The sequence below is a fragment of the Chondrinema litorale genome, from assembly GCF_026250525.1.
Taxonomy (GTDB): domain Bacteria; phylum Bacteroidota; class Bacteroidia; order Cytophagales; family Flammeovirgaceae; genus Chondrinema; species Chondrinema litorale.
On the sequence record NZ_CP111064.1, the window covers coordinates 56,926 to 72,103 of the forward strand.

General features: G+C 32.5%; 15 protein-coding genes and 1 pseudogene. 12 read left to right on the top strand and 4 right to left on the bottom strand.

Going from position 1 to position 15,178, the window contains the following annotated elements:
* The first annotated feature begins 926 nt into the window (after positions 1 to 926).
* The 6 genes and pseudogenes from OQ292_RS39315 to OQ292_RS39335 all read left to right on the top strand — a co-directional run bounded on the left by OQ292_RS39315 (position 927) and on the right by OQ292_RS39335 (position 5,848).
* Positions 927 to 1,784, top strand: a complete 858-nt coding sequence (locus OQ292_RS39315) for a sensor histidine kinase (RefSeq protein WP_284689650.1) — start codon at positions 927 to 929, stop codon at positions 1,782 to 1,784.
* Between the two features lie 57 nt (positions 1,785 to 1,841).
* Positions 1,842 to 3,047, top strand: coding sequence for a cation:proton antiporter domain-containing protein (locus tag OQ292_RS39320; protein ID WP_284689651.1), 1,206 nt, complete (start codon positions 1,842 to 1,844; stop codon positions 3,045 to 3,047).
* Positions 3,048 to 3,313: 266 nt separating this feature from the next.
* Entirely contained in the window at positions 3,314 to 4,825 is a 1,512-nt protein-coding gene (locus OQ292_RS39325; RefSeq protein WP_284689652.1) for an OmpA family protein, read from the top strand.
* Between the two features lie 213 nt (positions 4,826 to 5,038).
* The gene (locus OQ292_RS39330) at positions 5,039 to 5,299 is read left to right on the top strand and encodes a helix-turn-helix domain-containing protein (protein WP_284689653.1); all 261 of its coding nucleotides are present in this window, start codon (positions 5,039 to 5,041) and stop codon (positions 5,297 to 5,299) included.
* Positions 5,300 to 5,336: 37 nt separating this feature from the next.
* Positions 5,337 to 5,480: pseudogene (locus OQ292_RS41280) on the top strand (helix-turn-helix domain-containing protein); the annotation flags it as partial.
* Positions 5,465 to 5,848 carry a transposase gene (locus OQ292_RS39335; protein WP_284689654.1) on the top strand — a complete coding sequence of 128 codons (384 nt, stop codon included), beginning with the start codon at positions 5,465 to 5,467 and terminating at the stop codon, positions 5,846 to 5,848. The pseudogene OQ292_RS41280 and the gene OQ292_RS39335, both read left to right, overlap by 16 nt.
* 67 nt (positions 5,849 to 5,915) lie before the next feature.
* On the opposite strand, the gene OQ292_RS39340 is transcribed toward OQ292_RS39335, so the two are convergent.
* The 3 genes from OQ292_RS39340 to OQ292_RS39350 all read right to left on the bottom strand — a co-directional run bounded on the left by OQ292_RS39340 (position 5,916) and on the right by OQ292_RS39350 (position 6,846).
* The gene (locus tag OQ292_RS39340) at positions 5,916 to 6,314 is read right to left on the bottom strand and encodes a transposase family protein (RefSeq protein WP_284689655.1); all 399 of its coding nucleotides are present in this window, start codon (positions 6,312 to 6,314) and stop codon (positions 5,916 to 5,918) included.
* Between the two features lie 11 nt (positions 6,315 to 6,325).
* Entirely contained in the window at positions 6,326 to 6,553 is a 228-nt protein-coding gene (locus OQ292_RS39345) for a hypothetical protein (protein WP_284689656.1), read from the bottom strand.
* An 80-nt stretch (positions 6,554 to 6,633) separates the two neighbouring features.
* The gene (locus tag OQ292_RS39350) at positions 6,634 to 6,846 is read right to left on the bottom strand and encodes a hypothetical protein (RefSeq protein ID WP_284689657.1); all 213 of its coding nucleotides are present in this window, start codon (positions 6,844 to 6,846) and stop codon (positions 6,634 to 6,636) included.
* Positions 6,847 to 7,037: 191 nt separating this feature from the next.
* Here OQ292_RS39350 and OQ292_RS39355 point away from each other — a divergent pair, with 191 nt between their 5' ends.
* From OQ292_RS39355 to OQ292_RS39365, 3 genes are all read left to right on the top strand, one after another.
* The gene (locus OQ292_RS39355) at positions 7,038 to 7,598 is read left to right on the top strand and encodes a helix-turn-helix domain-containing protein (protein ID WP_284689658.1); all 561 of its coding nucleotides are present in this window, start codon (positions 7,038 to 7,040) and stop codon (positions 7,596 to 7,598) included.
* A gap of 467 nt (positions 7,599 to 8,065) precedes the next feature.
* Positions 8,066 to 10,336, top strand: a complete 2,271-nt coding sequence (locus tag OQ292_RS39360) for a glycosyltransferase family 4 protein (protein WP_284689659.1) — start codon at positions 8,066 to 8,068, stop codon at positions 10,334 to 10,336.
* A gap of 2 nt (positions 10,337 to 10,338) precedes the next feature.
* Positions 10,339 to 11,352, top strand: a complete 1,014-nt coding sequence (locus OQ292_RS39365; protein ID WP_284689660.1) for a glycosyltransferase family 4 protein — start codon at positions 10,339 to 10,341, stop codon at positions 11,350 to 11,352.
* Between the two features lie 27 nt (positions 11,353 to 11,379).
* Here OQ292_RS39365 and OQ292_RS39370 read toward each other — a convergent pair whose 3' ends face one another.
* A complete protein-coding gene (locus OQ292_RS39370) occupies positions 11,380 to 12,843 on the bottom strand; it encodes a glycoside hydrolase family 130 protein (protein WP_284689661.1) in 1,464 nt (487 codons plus the stop codon).
* 287 nt (positions 12,844 to 13,130) lie between these two features.
* On the opposite strand from OQ292_RS39370, the gene OQ292_RS39375 reads away from it, so the two are divergent.
* The 3 genes from OQ292_RS39375 (at position 13,131) to OQ292_RS39385 (ending at position 14,980) form a co-directional block, all read left to right on the top strand.
* Entirely contained in the window at positions 13,131 to 13,388 is a 258-nt protein-coding gene (locus tag OQ292_RS39375) for a hypothetical protein (protein ID WP_284689662.1), read from the top strand.
* A gap of 83 nt (positions 13,389 to 13,471) precedes the next feature.
* Positions 13,472 to 13,774: a hypothetical protein gene (locus tag OQ292_RS39380; protein WP_284689663.1), complete on the top strand. Its 303-nt coding sequence runs from the start codon at positions 13,472 to 13,474 to the stop codon at positions 13,772 to 13,774.
* 366 nt (positions 13,775 to 14,140) lie between these two features.
* Entirely contained in the window at positions 14,141 to 14,980 is an 840-nt protein-coding gene (locus tag OQ292_RS39385) for an SPFH domain-containing protein (protein WP_284689664.1), read from the top strand.
* The last annotated feature ends 198 nt before the right edge of the window (positions 14,981 to 15,178 follow it).

The window sequence follows — 15,178 nt, forward strand, 5'->3', positions numbered from 1 at the left end:
TAATGTAAAAGGATACATTCAAGCTTGGAATACATGACCCTTTGGAAAAGAAAATATAATTAAAAAAAGCGGCCTAAGTAAAAGTTTAGCAAATTTAGTTAAAACTCCATTTTATATCTGCTACTTTCGGATGTTAAAACCTAGAAAGAAAAAAGTTAAAATCACTTCTATATTAAATCAATTGTGAAAATATTTATTTTATAAGTATGAGTGTTTTTATTTTGCACGATGTATAAGATAATCAATTTTCAAATTAAAATCTATTAAAGAAGTTTGACTTACACCTAAAGTTATAAACCTAAAAAACATTTGATTATCAGGAAGTTTGAAGTACGCCTTTTAATCTAGGAAAGTAATGTAGAATAAAATTAAAGAAAGAATTCATATAATGGTTTACTTTATATTTTTCCCCTAGAATTCTACCATCTATACTATTCACAGCATAATAACTGTGCAGTAAATTTCCATTGCTCATCGCATTATGTCTAAAAATAATTTGTTTATTTTTCATGAGATAAAATATTTAAATATTAGTAGTCTCATAAAGATGATGATAACAAAGTATAAAATCACTGCATAAATACTTTGAAAGTTATATAAATCACATGTTAAGCCAAGTACTTTGGTTAATATTTTAATTACGTTTGCTTTTTAGATTGATTATTCCCTAGGTGCATTGTAAACTTACAAACGATGCCATCATTTTATTAAAAAAGCAAGTGCAGGGGAGCAAAAAACAATCTGGAAGACCTATGAAAAATGTAGTTTTTCTGGTTTTAAATACAACACTTTAAAGCTGGTATTTACTCATTTTTGTCGAATCTAAAAATAAGCTTTATTTAGCGAACCTTTAAAAAATCCTTTCAAATAGAGATTATAATATATTCTAAAAAAATTGAATCTATTCATCTTATGAAGATAAAAAAATGGAAAAGAATAAAAGAAATTTAAATGAGGACGTTTCTGATAATGCCATTGAATTACTTGGAGTTTTGAAGCACAACTTTTATAATTTAAATTTGCTGGAAATACAAGAGCAAAATGTAGAATTAAAGAATATTGTTAAACAAAAAACCAATAAACTAAATGACGTTATTGCCAATAATATAAGGTTTATGTCACTTATTGGACATGACCTAAGAAGCCCTTTCACCTCCATTTTAGGAGTCTTAAAATTATTAAAGATAGGTTTAGAGAATTATGACAAAGATGAATTTGAGCTACTGATCAATGTGGCTGATAAATCTGTAAACAGTGCATTAAACCTTACAAATAACCTTTTGGCTTGGTCTCTTTTACAAAATGATCATCAAAGTTTTTATCCAATAAACATTCACTTTCACGATCTTATCGTAGAAATGATAAGAGAGATAAATCATTTTTCTATAAAAAAACAAATATCATTGTATCATACTGTTCCAAAAGATTTATGTATTACAGCAGATATTCAAATGATTAAAGCAGTACTTAGAAATTTGATTATGAATGCTATAAAATTCACAGAAAAAAATGGAGAAATAATTATAAGTGCAATAGATAAGAAACAATTTGTAGAAATAGAGGTGAGTGATAATGGTATTGGTATGTCTAAGCAAGTTCAAGAAAATCTCTTTAAGTTTGGAGTAACTAAGTCAATGCTGGGAACAAATAATGAAAAGGGAACTGGTCTGGGTTTATTGCTATGCAAAGAATTCATTGAAATTCATTGTGGAAAAATCTATGTAGAAAGTATACTAGAACAAGGAAGTAAATTCAAGTTTCAATTACCATTCTCAAAAATATAATATAGTGAAGGCCTGAATAATTATACTTTGGCTTTCTCCATTCTCAAAAAGTTTTAGATGTACATCATTTTTGCAATTCAGGTCGATCCAGTACTATCAATCCTGGTTGTTCTTTCTATCGGTATTATATTGACCAGTTTTGTTTTTAAGCTATTAAAACAACCTTATATAATTGCCTATATACTTGTCGGAATTTTTATGGGTCCTAATGGTATGCAGATTGTTACTGATGAATCATTAATATCCAACCTGGGTTCATTTGGCTTAGTACTATTGTTGTTTTTTATTGGAATGGAAATTTCACTTCCAAAACTGATTGCTAATTGGCGGATTTCTGTTTTTGGGACACTTATTCAGGTAGTTTTTAGTGTTGGTGCTGTATGGATAGTTGGCTATTTTCTCAATTGGCAACTAGAGCATATCATTGTACTTGGTTTTGTTATTAGCTTAAGTAGTTCTGCCATTGTCATTAATTTTCTCCAGAATAAAGACTTAATAAGCTCTAAGGTAGGGCAAAATGTAATTGGAATTTTACTAATACAAGATGTGCTGGTGATACCTATGTTGATTATAATCAATTATATATCTGGCGCGATACCACAACCCAAAGATATTATAAAGCAAATTATTGGCGCAGGCTTAATCCTTGGCATTATCATTTGGATATTAAAAAATAAAAAAATAAAATTACCATTTGGGACCTACATTAGAAAAGATCATGAAATACAAGTGTTTATTGCATTTGCATTTTGCTTTGGTTTCTCTATTATCACTACCTTTTTTGGACTTTCCTCAGCATTAGGAGCATTTGTGGCGGGTATTATTGTTTCCTCTGCTGAAGAAACAAAATGGGTGCAAAATAGCCTGTATGCTTTTAGGATAATTTTCGTCGCATTATTTTTTGTATCAATAGGTATGTTGATTGATCTGAGCTTTTTGATAGAAAATATCGGTATCGTGTCAATTATGGTTTTGCTTGCTTTTCTTACAAACAACTTGATTAATACAATAATCGTGAGGGTCTTAGGAGAACGCTGGTCAGATAGTTTCTACACTGGTGCTATTTTAGCTCAGATAGGAGAGTTTAGTTTCATACTGGGAGCTACCTCTTATTTTATCGGGCTTATTTCAGGATATACATACCAACTTATCATTTCTACTATTTCCATTACACTTATTATTAGTCCATTCTGGATTTTTCTTGTAGGAAAAATAATTGCAAAAAGCAAAAAAGCAAGCTTAGATAGTCAAAAATCAATCTAATATGTGCGATATATACAAGCCTTTATAATTAAAGTATAATGCTTCCAGACTCAGATATATAGACTTTTGTCAAGAAGAGAAATTTTCACAAAGCAACCACCTAAAATCAAAGGTGTGCCAGACTGTCAAAGTAAAATAATCAGTATAAAGATGGGTAGTACCAAACAAAACAAAGACCTGAAAGGGTAATTTTTTAGGTATCATTCGATTCTTGATGCTAAAAGAGCTGGCCTTGGTTTAAAAATTTAAAATCAATCAAAATCGTTATGAGAAAAAAAGTAATTAAATCAATTAGATTAATTTTAGCCATTCTTGTCATCACAAGTAATGTGTATGGTCAGAAATTACAGATGGCTTTGTTCAATAACGTGAATAAAACTATGTTTACTGCCAAAGAACAACAGGCAGATGTGCTATCTCCGAAAGCTTTTGAAGAAGCAATGGAAGCGTACAATAATGCTGCAGAAGAATACCGTAATAATGGCGAACTGTCTGAAATAAAAAAGAACATCAATAAAGCGCTTAATAAATTTAATGAAGCTATTGATAACACCAAGATTCGTGCTGTGATGTTTACTAATGTTTTATCAGCAAGAAAAGATGCAATCAATGCAGAAGCAATTCAATTTAGTAAAAATATCTGGTTTGAAGCTGAAGAAGGAATGAAAAATGCTACCAAAGAACTAGAAAAAGGTGATGCAAATGATGCGAAAGAAAAGGGTAATAAAGCTATGGAGTTATATAGAAAAGCTGAACTAGAGTCCATTAAAGCCAATTATCTGACCAGTGCAAAAAAACTGATTGAACAGGCTGACTATAATAAAGTTAACAAAGTGGCACCTAAAACCTATAATGCAGCCAAGCTTTTTATTACTAAGGCAGAAAAAGAGCTAGCTGAAAACCGCTATGATACGGATGAAGCAAGACACCTGGCAAAAGAGGCCGAGTATCATGCCTTACTTGCCATGCAAATTGCAGTACAAGATAAGATGTTGAGCGAAAAGAACTTTAATACTGAGGATTATCTACTCATGATGTATAAACCAATCACAAGAATAGGTGAAAACATGGACATTTATTTGAAGTTTGATCAAGGAATTGAACCACCAGTGGCTCAAATTTTGACCAGATTAAACGATGACAGGGTTCAAATTTTGAATTTAGAAACAGCATTGTATGTTAAAAAACAAGAAAATGAAAACTTGAAAGAAATATTGACTGAGCAGCGTAAAATTCAGGAAAGCCTTAAAGGACAGCAGTCTAAAGAAGCCTTACAGGCTCTTGAAAGGCAACAAATGTTACAAAAAAGAATAGATCAAACTGCTGTCATAAATAATAAATTCGATGAAATTCAAATAATTTTTGGTGCAGAAGAAGCCGATGTTTTCCGCCAAAAAAACGACATCATCATTCGGATGATAGGCGTCAATTTTGATGCAGGCAAATCACAAATCAATCAGAAAAGTTATGCTTTGCTTTCAAAAGTAGAACAAGCCGCTAATCTCTTTGAAAACTCTTCTATCATTGTTGAAGGCCATACAGACTCTCGAGGTAGTGATGAATCTAACCTAGTGTTATCTCAAGAAAGAGCAAATGCTGTTTTGAGTTACTTAATAGCAAATGGAAAAATTGATGAATCAAGGTTTAGCACTATAGGTTTTGGTGAAAGCAAACCAGTAGCCAACAACGAAACTATGTTAGGAAGGAAACAAAATAGAAGGATTGATATCATTATTCAACCTATATCTGAAGATGTCATAAAAGTTGGAATAAAATAAATAAACTATACTCTATATTTTCAAAACCATTAATATATAAAAAATCGCTTTTGAAGTATTTATAGAATTCTGTCTAAAGGTAAAAATTAAGGTTAATCAGCTTTAATAACTTTCTCATAAGACAGAATTCATTTTATATTTTCTTCGACTTTGTTGCAATAGCCTAGAATATAGAGAATTAATAAAGTCGGTATTTTTTATTATTTTATAACTATGGATAGAATAACAAAAGATACCGACATTAGAGAATATAGGAGAAAGTTAGTAGTTCGTCTATCGAAGAGAGGACTCAAACAACAAAGTATTGCAGAAGTACTTGACTGTAGTCAAGAATTAGTCAGTCAAATTCTTTCCGCTTATGAGCAAACTGGTATTTCTGGTATCAAAAAGAAAAAGTACCCAGGAGCTAGCCCAAAACTTACCCTAGCTCATCAGCAAGAACTCCAAGCTCATTTAGTCAGAGGGGCCTACTAAAGCTGGTTTTCCTACCCAAGGCTGAACAAGAAAAAGAGTTTTTTGTCAGATAAAACAACTTTTTGATGTTGAGTATAGCCTGCAACATATTGGTACACTGTTACATCAATGGGGTTTTAGCTACCGCAAGCCTCCAAAGAAAGCACCCAGAAAAAATCCTGAACTTTGCCTAATTTGCTGAAAACAGCTAAAAAAGAAGGCAGAAAGGTTTATTATGGAGATGAAGCATCTTTTTTCGTTACACCAAAATTGCAAAAATGTTTTTTACCTCAAGCCAATCCCTTTCCTGTTGAGATATGCTCAAAATCTTTTGGGCATATCTTTGTTTGTTCAGCCATCAGTAGTGAGGGAGATTTTACTTATACCACCAGTAAACAGCCTTACAGAGGGGAAGATATTGTCTGGTTCTTAGAACAACTATTAGCAGATGAACCAAATCCCATTACTTTAATTTGGGATCAAGCAAGTGTTCATGATTGCAAAGCAGTACATCTGTTATTAGAAAAGTTACCAAAAGGAAGACTTAAATTAGTGAAACAACCTGCATAGTCCAGAAGTAAATCCGGATGAACATGTATGGGCGTATATTAAAAATAGACTTGTTCTGGTGTGAAAATCAATAAGTTAGCACAAAGTTCCATAGTCCTGCACATAATCCAATGACCTTATTGTAAAAAGACATTTTTCTACATCGCAATCTATCAGATAAGAATCTATACCGTTTCAATCCTACAATTGAATTCTCAACTGTGACACGGAATTGACTTTTTTCTCTATTGGCAATTTGCTCTTGCTCCGTTAAAGTTTTGTTTCGTTTTTTCTTAGATGGGATACTCAACTTCTTGAATCCATAATCTTTATCCAAACCCAAATAGCCAAGATCAACATGCACTTCAAGTTGATCGAACCAAAGTCCTCTTTTTGCATCAAATTCATTACGCAATATACTCAAGTCATGAGACCTGCCATGGTAAGCATAACTGAGGTATTTTATCTTTTTCTCTTTGGTACTCATTAGCATGTATTTTATGGTGTGTCGTTTTCTTTTGCTGGGCCACATTGGCCGCTATAGGCATCTTTCTGTTTTTCCTGATTACCAGGACGTTGTCTCCATTGTTCTGTAGCGTCGACTATAATTTCTCCCTCTTCTTGCCATTGCCATGGTGGCCAATGTTTTTTAAACTCTTCTTCTGTAGTATACTCTCGTTTTGGCATATAACCTCCTAATTCTAAACCAGTCTGAAGCACTTGCAAACAAAGAGATTGTGCCTGATAAACATTAGATGGTGCTAGTCCAAAACTTAAAGATAATAGATCATAAGTCAGTCCACTTTTTATGCTGTAGAGCCCAAAAAAAGAAGATCTTCATAAGTTCTAAACACACTTTCAGAAGGAAAACCACTTTGTCTTTCATCAATGGTCTCGTCAAAGAGTTCAACATATGCTTCCTCGAAGAGAGTCACTAGCTTATTAAACTGTTCTTCACTAAGCCCCGTACTCGCTTTCCATTGTCTTTCTGTTCTTATTTCTTTGTAGGATATAGCCATTGCTCTTTTTTATCCCAAAAATAATAATATTGATTATCAATTACTTACACCAGAACAAGTCTATTATATGCTAATCCCTTGGTCTTACATATATCACAGATTTACCAGCAAATTTTTTGATTTGGTACAGATTATATACGCTTTATTTAATTGTTTGGGGAGGTTATTACCATATAAGTTGTTTGAGAAGTATGATATTATACATAAAATATATGGTTAGCATGCGATGTAAAATGATGGTCAAAACAGAACTGAAAAGGTTAGGTTTGCATTATGTAATCGTAGATTTGGGGGTAGTTGAAATATTAGAAGATATAACGCAAACACAGCATGAAGAACTTAAAAAAAATTTACTCAAGTCAGGCTTGGAATTATTAGATGATAAAAAGAGTATCCTGATTGAGGAAATAAAAAATGTAATCGTAGAAATGATTCACTATACAGATGAATTACCCAAAGTGAATTACTCCGATTACATCAGTGGAAAATTAAATTATGATTACACCTATCTGGCGAATATCTTTTCTGAAGTAAAGGGTATAACCATCCAGCAATTCATTATTTTGCACAAAATAGAAAAAGTGAAGGAGTTACTTCTTTATGATGAACTTACTCTTACAGAAATTTCGTTTAAACTCCATTATAGTAGTGCGGCACATTTATCAAATCAGTTTAAAAAATTAACAGGCTTAACTCCTTCATTCTTCAAAAAGCTAAAAAAAAAACGCAGAAATAATTTAGAAGATCTATGATATATGTAATAGTATTTTATTAGGATGTAAAGAAATTTATTAAAGATACAGATAACTTTAAAATGTTATTTATTCCAAGTAGCACATATAGATTTTTATTAAAATTCAAGATAATGTCAAAAGAAAAAGACGGCAAGGCAAAATCAGATAAAACTCCAGCTTTAAAAAACCTTAAAGAAAAAAGAGCTGCTAAACGCAAAGAAAAAAAAGATAAAGATTAAAGAATTTACTTGTTCTGATGCTGAAAGTAGAATAACTCTAATTTATCTAAATAAACACCTGTGAGTAGCATACATAACAATGTGTAGTGTTATTTTTTACTTTAAAAGCCTATGAATCATTATGCCCACTTATTACTATAAGTTAAATTTAGACTTAAAGAGGGAAAAATGTTTTTTATTTTAAAAAATATACAGTCCTTTACTAACCCTTTTTGCATATCCAATTCTTAAATAATCTTCTATAAAATGAAACTAGCTTATATAGGCACTTATCCACCTCGTGAATGTGGAATAGGTACATTTACTCAAAATCTGGTTCACTCTATTAATAGGTCAATAAATATAAGTGAAGGATTTGTAGTAGCACTCAACGATTATGAACATTCTTATATATTTCCTAAAGAAGTTAAATTAATCATTCAACAAGAACAACAAACTGATTATTTGGAAGCTGCTAATTTTATAAATCTGAGTGGAGCCGATCTTTGTATTATGGAGCATGAGTTTGGAATTTATGGAGGACAAAATGGTGTTTATATTCTTCCTTTGCTGCATCGATTGAAAATCCCCTTGATTGTCACCTTGCATACTATCCTTGAATCACCTTCTTATAACGAAAAAGCAATACTGAAAGAAATATGTAAAATGGCCAGCAAAATAGTGGTCATGAGTAATAAGGCTATTGAATTTCTGGTGAATGTTTATCATGTTCCAAACGAAAAAATAGCTATTATAGAACACGGAGTACCCGATATCCATTTCAACCCTATAAAAACCAAAAAGGAATTCAAATTTGAACATAAAAAAGTATTGCTTACTTTTGGGTTTATTGGCCGTAATAAAGGAATTGAAACTGTAATTAAAGCCTTACCAGAAGCCATTAAAGAACATCCTGAAATATTGTACATTGTATTAGGAAAAACACACCCTAATGTTTTACGACATTCTGGTGAAGAATACCGAAGTTATCTTCAATTGCTGGTAAAGAGCCTCAATCTGAATAATCATGTGATGTTTCTTAACGAATATATTGACCAAAAAGAATTGTTTAAATATCTTTCTGCCTGTGATATTTACATTACTCCATATATAAATGAAGCTCAAATTACTAGCGGTACGCTTTCTTATGCTATGGGTGCAGGTTGTGCTATTATTTCTACACCTTACTGGCATGCCAAAGAAATGCTGGAAGAAGGGAAAGGAGTATTATTTGAATTTAAAAATTTTGAACAATTATCTGAAATTTTGATTGACCTACTTGATCAGCCTAATATTTTAAATGATTATCAGAAAAAAGCCAATCAATATGGCAAAAAGATTAGTTGGCTTAAAATCGGTGATAAATATGCAACACTTATAAAAAATATTTTAAATAAAAAGCCTCCTACGATTCTCAAAAAAGAGACTATTGTAGATCCTTTGCTACTACCCCCCTTTTCACTTGCTCATATCAAAAGGTTAACTGATGATACAGGTATTATTCAACATGCAAAATTTGGAATACCTAACCTAAAAGAAGGCTATTGTTTAGATGACAATGCCAGAGCATTACTCATGGTTTTAATGGCTTACAAACAACAGAAAAATACTACAGCTCTGGAACTAATGCCCATCTATCTTAGCTATATTCATTACATGCAAAATAAAGATGGATCATTTAAGAATTTTTTAAGCTTTAACCGGAACTTTCTCGATGAAGTAGGTTCCGAAGACTCTTTTGGACGAACCATTTGGGCACTGGGATATTTACTAGGCAATGCTCCCAATGATGCTTATTACCAAACCGGTAAATTAGTTTTTTTTGATGCTGCTCCTAATTTTGAAAAGCTTCAATCTATTCGAAGTATTGCCAATACTATGATCGGCATTAGTTATTACTTGAAAGCTAATCCATCGGATGATGAAATGACCGAACGGTTACGGAATCTAGCAGGAAAACTGGTTAAGCATTATGAACAGAATTATTCCCCCGACTGGAAATGGTTTGAATCTTTGTTGGCTTACGATAATGGTATATTACCCCTAGCATTGCTTCATTCTGCACAAATTTTAAATGACAGTAAACTGACACTCATTGCCATTGAAACAATGAATTTTCTTACTGAACATACATTAAAAGATGATTATTTATCAATTATTGGCAATAAAGAATGGTATATAAAAGATGGGGAAAGATCAATGTTTGCTCAACAACCAATCGACGCATTGGCTATGGTATTAATGTATCATCAGGCTTATCTGTTCACAAATAACAAAGAGTATCTAAATAAATTATTCACCTCATTTATGTGGTTTTTGGGAGAAAATGATTTACGAATGAGTTTGTACGATTTTGAAACCAAGGGTTGTTGTGATGGTTTTGAAGATTATGGCGTAAACAGGAACCAAGGAGCAGAAAGCTCACTTGCCTATTTAATTTCCCATTTAACTGTATTACAAGCTTATGAAGAGTTTTATAAATCTGATGAAATAAAAAATTTAGAAGATAAAGAAGTGACCTTAAATGATTTGAAATAAGCATGAAAGTTGCCATTTTATCGCCAATTGCTTGGAGAACTCCTCCAGAAAAATATGGTCCCTGGGAACAAGTCGCGTCTAACATTACAGAGAACTTGGTGAAAAGAGGCGTAGATGTAACACTATTTGCCACTGAAAATGCTATTACAAAAGCAAAACTGAAATCGGTTTGTAAGCTACCTTATGAAACAAATCTTCATTGCGATCCTAAAGTAGAGGAATCACTACACATTAGTAATTTGATGGAACAGGCTGACCAGTTTGATATTATCCATAATCACTTCGATTTCCTTCCTCTCACCTATTCTAGCTTGATAAAAACACCCATGATTACTACAATCCATGGATTTTCATCGCCAAAAATAATCCCTGTTTATAAAAAATATAATTCATCAACAGCCTATGTTTCTATTTCAAATTCAGATCGGAATCTAGCGCTAGATTATTTAGCAACTATTTACCATGGGATTGATCCTGAAAAATTCACGTTTAAGGAAAAAAAAGAAAACTACTTGCTCTATTTTGGACGTATACATCCAGAAAAGGGAACCCATACAGCCATTGAAATAGCAAAGAAGACAGGTTATCGAATAAAGATTGCTGGTTTGATTCAGGATGAAGATTACTTTATAAAAAAAATTAAACCATTGATTAATGGAGAAACAGTTGAGTATCTTGGTAATATAGGTCCTAGTTTACGAGATGAACTATTGGGTAGTGCTAAGGCATTACTCCACCCAATCTATTTTGATGAGCCTTTTGGTCTGAGTATTCTTGAAGCTATGATGTGTGGTACTCCTGTAATAGCATTTGCCAGAGGAAGTATGCCAGAGCTTATTGTTGAAAGCATTACAGGATATCTAGTGAATGATGTTAAAGAAGCTGTTTTAGCTGTGAAACAATTAAATGAAATTGATCCTTACATGTGTTGGGCTCATGCCAATCAGAATTTTAGCATTGATGCTATGATTGATGCCTACATCAATGCATATAAAATGGTAATTGCAAAGCAATAGATTAATTTGATTAAACAGTAAAAGGTATCATCTTTTTAGTGCATCAAACAATGTTACCATATCTACAACAACATAAGTAGAAGAATAATCTGATACAGCATAAGGCAAAATAAGATTATTATTATGGATAATAGCGCCACAAGAATAAACCACATTAGGTACGTAACCTTCCCTTTCATTTTCTAACGGAGTGAGTAAAGGTTCTTCAAGTCTACCTATTTCTTTAGAGGGGTCTTCCAAATCAAAAAGTGAGGCTCCAATACAATAGCGCCTCATCGGACCAACACCATGAGAAAGAACCAGCCAGCCTTCTTCGGTCCACAATGGTGAACCGCAGTTCCCAATTTGTGTGAACTCCCATGGAAAACGAGGTTCTTGTATAATCATAGGATTATTCCATAATGTATTCCTATCGGAATACATTAGGTAATTATTAACACCATCAATTCTGGCAAGCATAGCATATTTCCCCTTGATCTTTTGGGGAAATAAGGCCAAATTTTTGTTTTGTGCGCCACTTCCATGTAGAGGCATCACCCGGAAGGTATAAAAATCTTCTGTAGACAAAAGTTTAGGTAAAATAGTGTGGCCATTATAAGCTGTATAAGTAGCATATATTTTTTCGGTATTATCATCTTCTGTAAATCTCACAAAGCGTGCATCCTCTATACCTTTACTTTCTGAGGCGGATATAGGAAAGATAACACGTTCGGTAAGGTCTGAATCATGCTGAAACTGTAAATCGTAAAAAGAATCGACTAACCAAGTCATTTCATTAAGCGCCATCCTTCGTTCAGCAGTGATGGAGTCCTCATTGAGTACTTTGCCTACTGCATGGGTTAATGCATAGTACTCAAATTTTTCAGGAAGCTCTGCCATAATCGTGGTGGAATAAATTTCAGGAATGTGCATCTCAGCCAGTTTTTTTACGAATCGTTTCTTATCATATAGTTTTTTATGGGTTATTTCTGCCATATCAATTTGATCGCCCACCTTCATCATTTGAAGGTTGTTATTTTTGTCCAATATAGCTCTCCTGAAAACAATTGATGAAATGTGTCCTTCGCCTGTTGCCCTAAACGAGATAATTACTCTCTTCTCTCCTTCTTCCAAATAAGATTGGTCAAAATCTTCTATTATAGATGGGTTAAAGAAGGCTGCAGATTCTATAGAATACTCCATAGTATTATAAGACCCAATCAACATTTTTCGATTATCTGATAACTCACTATAGTTGACCCCCATTGTTTCTTCGATAATCCATCGAACATTGGCACAGTTTTTAAAAAAAATGCGTGAAATATTACGATGTCGGCTTGCAAACTCTCTTAGTGTCTGTTCCAGGGTTTGACTTACCTGTTTTTCATTCATGGCTAATACCCTGCTTATCACAGCTATTGTTCTTTTGTCACCATTCATAAAAAATCTGGCAACAACTCGGCTAGAATCTGGAAGGAATTTAATATTTTTTCTCTCTACTGAAACTCTCATATTTTCACTACTTTCTAAGATTCGTACTTGGGAAGGTAGTGTTTAAATTTATCAATATATGTTATTGATATAGATATATTATTCCATCAAGAATTGAATAATAAGTTTTACCTGTCAAGATTGCTGTAAACATGGATGCAATGTTTTTAAATTTTATTTATTCAAATGTAATATTTGTTGAAATAGGTGAGATTTATATAACTCATGCTATTTAGATTGTAACGCATCTTAAGTTGAATAAAGCCATCTTTGTTTAATAACATTTCTTACTTTAGAAAACCTGAGCTATGACTACTTCTGATAAAATACATAAAGATAAGAAATCATATGATGTTGATAAAACAGTAATTGAAAACCATAGAAAGGTAGCTAACCATTTAGATAAAGCTGCAAAATACCATCTTGAAGCAGCAAATCTTCATGAAGATGGTCATCATATCAAAGCCGCACAAAGTATAATTGCCGCACAAGGTCACCTACTGATTGCTGATGAAAATCAACAAGAGATTGTTCGTTTGCATGCTTTACAAAATAAAATAGATTAAGATACCTTTTTATTTCATCAATAAAAAAGAGGATATCTCTTTCTGAAAGACGTAAATTATTTACTAATTAAAGTTTAAATACCATGAGCGCAAAAAATATATTTATGAGTGTACTTACTGGAATTACAACTGGAACTATTATGGGAGTAATCCTCACATCAAAAAAAGGAGTTATTTTCAGGAAAAAAATATATGTGAAGAGCAATCAGTTTGCTGAAGTACAACTGGAAAACTTTAATAAATTATTAAATGGTTTTTCTACCAAACTTGATAAGAATATTAAAAAAGTAATCCGTGAATCTGAAAAAACAAATGATTTGTCAGATTTTACCAAAAAAGAACAATGGCCAGAGAATTTCAAATCACATACAGATACTAGAAAATGACAATTATTGATTTGAAAAATTTATTTTCTGTTCTTACGATATTCACCATTTTATTAGGTAGTTCTATTTTCTTAAGTTTTAATTCATTAAGTTTTGTTTATTTATTAGTGGCACTAGCCGTAATTATTACACTTACCAGATCTTTTTTCGATAGAAAATTATCAAGTCAATAAAAGCGAGAACCAGATTCTTGAGAACATCAAAAAAACTTGAAGAGATAGTTACTAATTCTAGTATGAAGCATGCAGTATTTAATAGATGCTGGCACGGACATACAGGATTTCAGCTATGAGAACGGGATATATAAACCCGTTCTTTTTACATTTTAAACAATACTAACTTCTCAAATATTAAAGACTCATAAAAATGGACTATATCTATATTATTATTTCTATACTTGTAATCTTTTTACTTGGTGTAAGAATTGTTAGGCCAACTCATAAAGGGCTTATTGAACGACTTGGAAAATACAGGAAATTAGCCCAACCTGGCTTCCATTGGATAATTCCGATGGTGGATAGGATGTTTCGGGTAAATATTACAGAGCAAATGGTTGATGCCGAACCTCAAGAGATTATCACTAATGACAACCTGAATGCAAGTGTAGATGCACAGGTATATTTTAGAGTTAAATCTGATGAAAACAGTGTGAAGGGATCTACTTATGATGTAAACAATTACAGCTGGCAAATTGTCAATCTTGCCCGAACTACATTGCGTAATATTATTGGTACTCTTACCTTAAAATCTGCCAATAGTGAAAGGGGTAGAATTAATATGGAACTCCATGAAACACTCCACAAAGAGACTAAGGATTGGGGAATCGAAATAATTCGTACCGAATTAAAGCAAATTGATCCTCCTGCAGATGTACAGGAAACTATGAACAAAGTGGTAAAAGCTGAAAATGAGAAAATAGCAGCAATAGATTCAGCTACTGCTGCAGAAACAGTTGCTGATGGGATTAAAAGAGCTAAGATAAAAGAAGCTGAAGGTGAGGCAGAAGCCATAAAACTCGTAAACCAAGCGGCTGAGCAATATTTTATAGGAAATGCTCAGATTTTAAGAAAGTTGGAAGCTATGGAAACTGCCCTTAAAGTAAATACAAAAATAATTGTGCCTACTGGAGCCGATCTGGTTAATGTGGTAGGCGAAATGGCTGGTATAACTCCAGTTCAAAAGAAAACTAATGGGATGTTAAAGTAATTTACATCATATTTTGCAAATGAAATGAATTTTCCAAGTATATTAAATATGCTTGCTGGATACCAGCCTATCAGCCAGGCATCGTTAAGGTAAACAGAATTATTTGGATGATATCTGCATACTACAAATTCAAGCTTGTTTAGTTCAATCGTAGCCCTTTCTCCTTTTTTATTTCTAATAGAAAGCTGTAAATCTATA

What these genes read in the sequence shown, in the direction of transcription:
- OQ292_RS39380 (WP_284689663.1), top strand. Translation starts at nt 13,472, where the DNA reads ATGAGCGCAAAAAATATATTTATGAGTGTACTTACTGGAATTACAACT.
- OQ292_RS39325 (WP_284689652.1), top strand. Translation starts at nt 3,314, where the DNA reads ATGAGAAAAAAAGTAATTAAATCAATTAGATTAATTTTAGCCATTCTT.
- OQ292_RS39360 (WP_284689659.1), top strand. Translation starts at nt 8,066, where the DNA reads ATGAAACTAGCTTATATAGGCACTTATCCACCTCGTGAATGTGGAATA.
- OQ292_RS39370 (WP_284689661.1), bottom strand. Translation starts at nt 12,843, where the DNA reads ATGAGAGTTTCAGTAGAGAGAAAAAATATTAAATTCCTTCCAGATTCT.
- OQ292_RS39340 (WP_284689655.1), bottom strand. Translation starts at nt 6,314, where the DNA reads ATGAGTACCAAAGAGAAAAAGATAAAATACCTCAGTTATGCTTACCAT.
- OQ292_RS39330 (WP_284689653.1), top strand. Translation starts at nt 5,039, where the DNA reads ATGGATAGAATAACAAAAGATACCGACATTAGAGAATATAGGAGAAAG.
- OQ292_RS39350 (WP_284689657.1), bottom strand. Translation starts at nt 6,846, where the DNA reads ATGGCTATATCCTACAAAGAAATAAGAACAGAAAGACAATGGAAAGCG.
- OQ292_RS39375 (WP_284689662.1), top strand. Translation starts at nt 13,131, where the DNA reads ATGACTACTTCTGATAAAATACATAAAGATAAGAAATCATATGATGTT.
- OQ292_RS39320 (WP_284689651.1), top strand. Translation starts at nt 1,842, where the DNA reads ATGTACATCATTTTTGCAATTCAGGTCGATCCAGTACTATCAATCCTG.
- OQ292_RS39385 (WP_284689664.1), top strand. Translation starts at nt 14,141, where the DNA reads ATGGACTATATCTATATTATTATTTCTATACTTGTAATCTTTTTACTT.
- OQ292_RS39365 (WP_284689660.1), top strand. Translation starts at nt 10,339, where the DNA reads ATGAAAGTTGCCATTTTATCGCCAATTGCTTGGAGAACTCCTCCAGAA.
- OQ292_RS39355 (WP_284689658.1), top strand. Translation starts at nt 7,038, where the DNA reads ATGATATTATACATAAAATATATGGTTAGCATGCGATGTAAAATGATG.
- OQ292_RS39315 (WP_284689650.1), top strand. Translation starts at nt 927, where the DNA reads ATGGAAAAGAATAAAAGAAATTTAAATGAGGACGTTTCTGATAATGCC.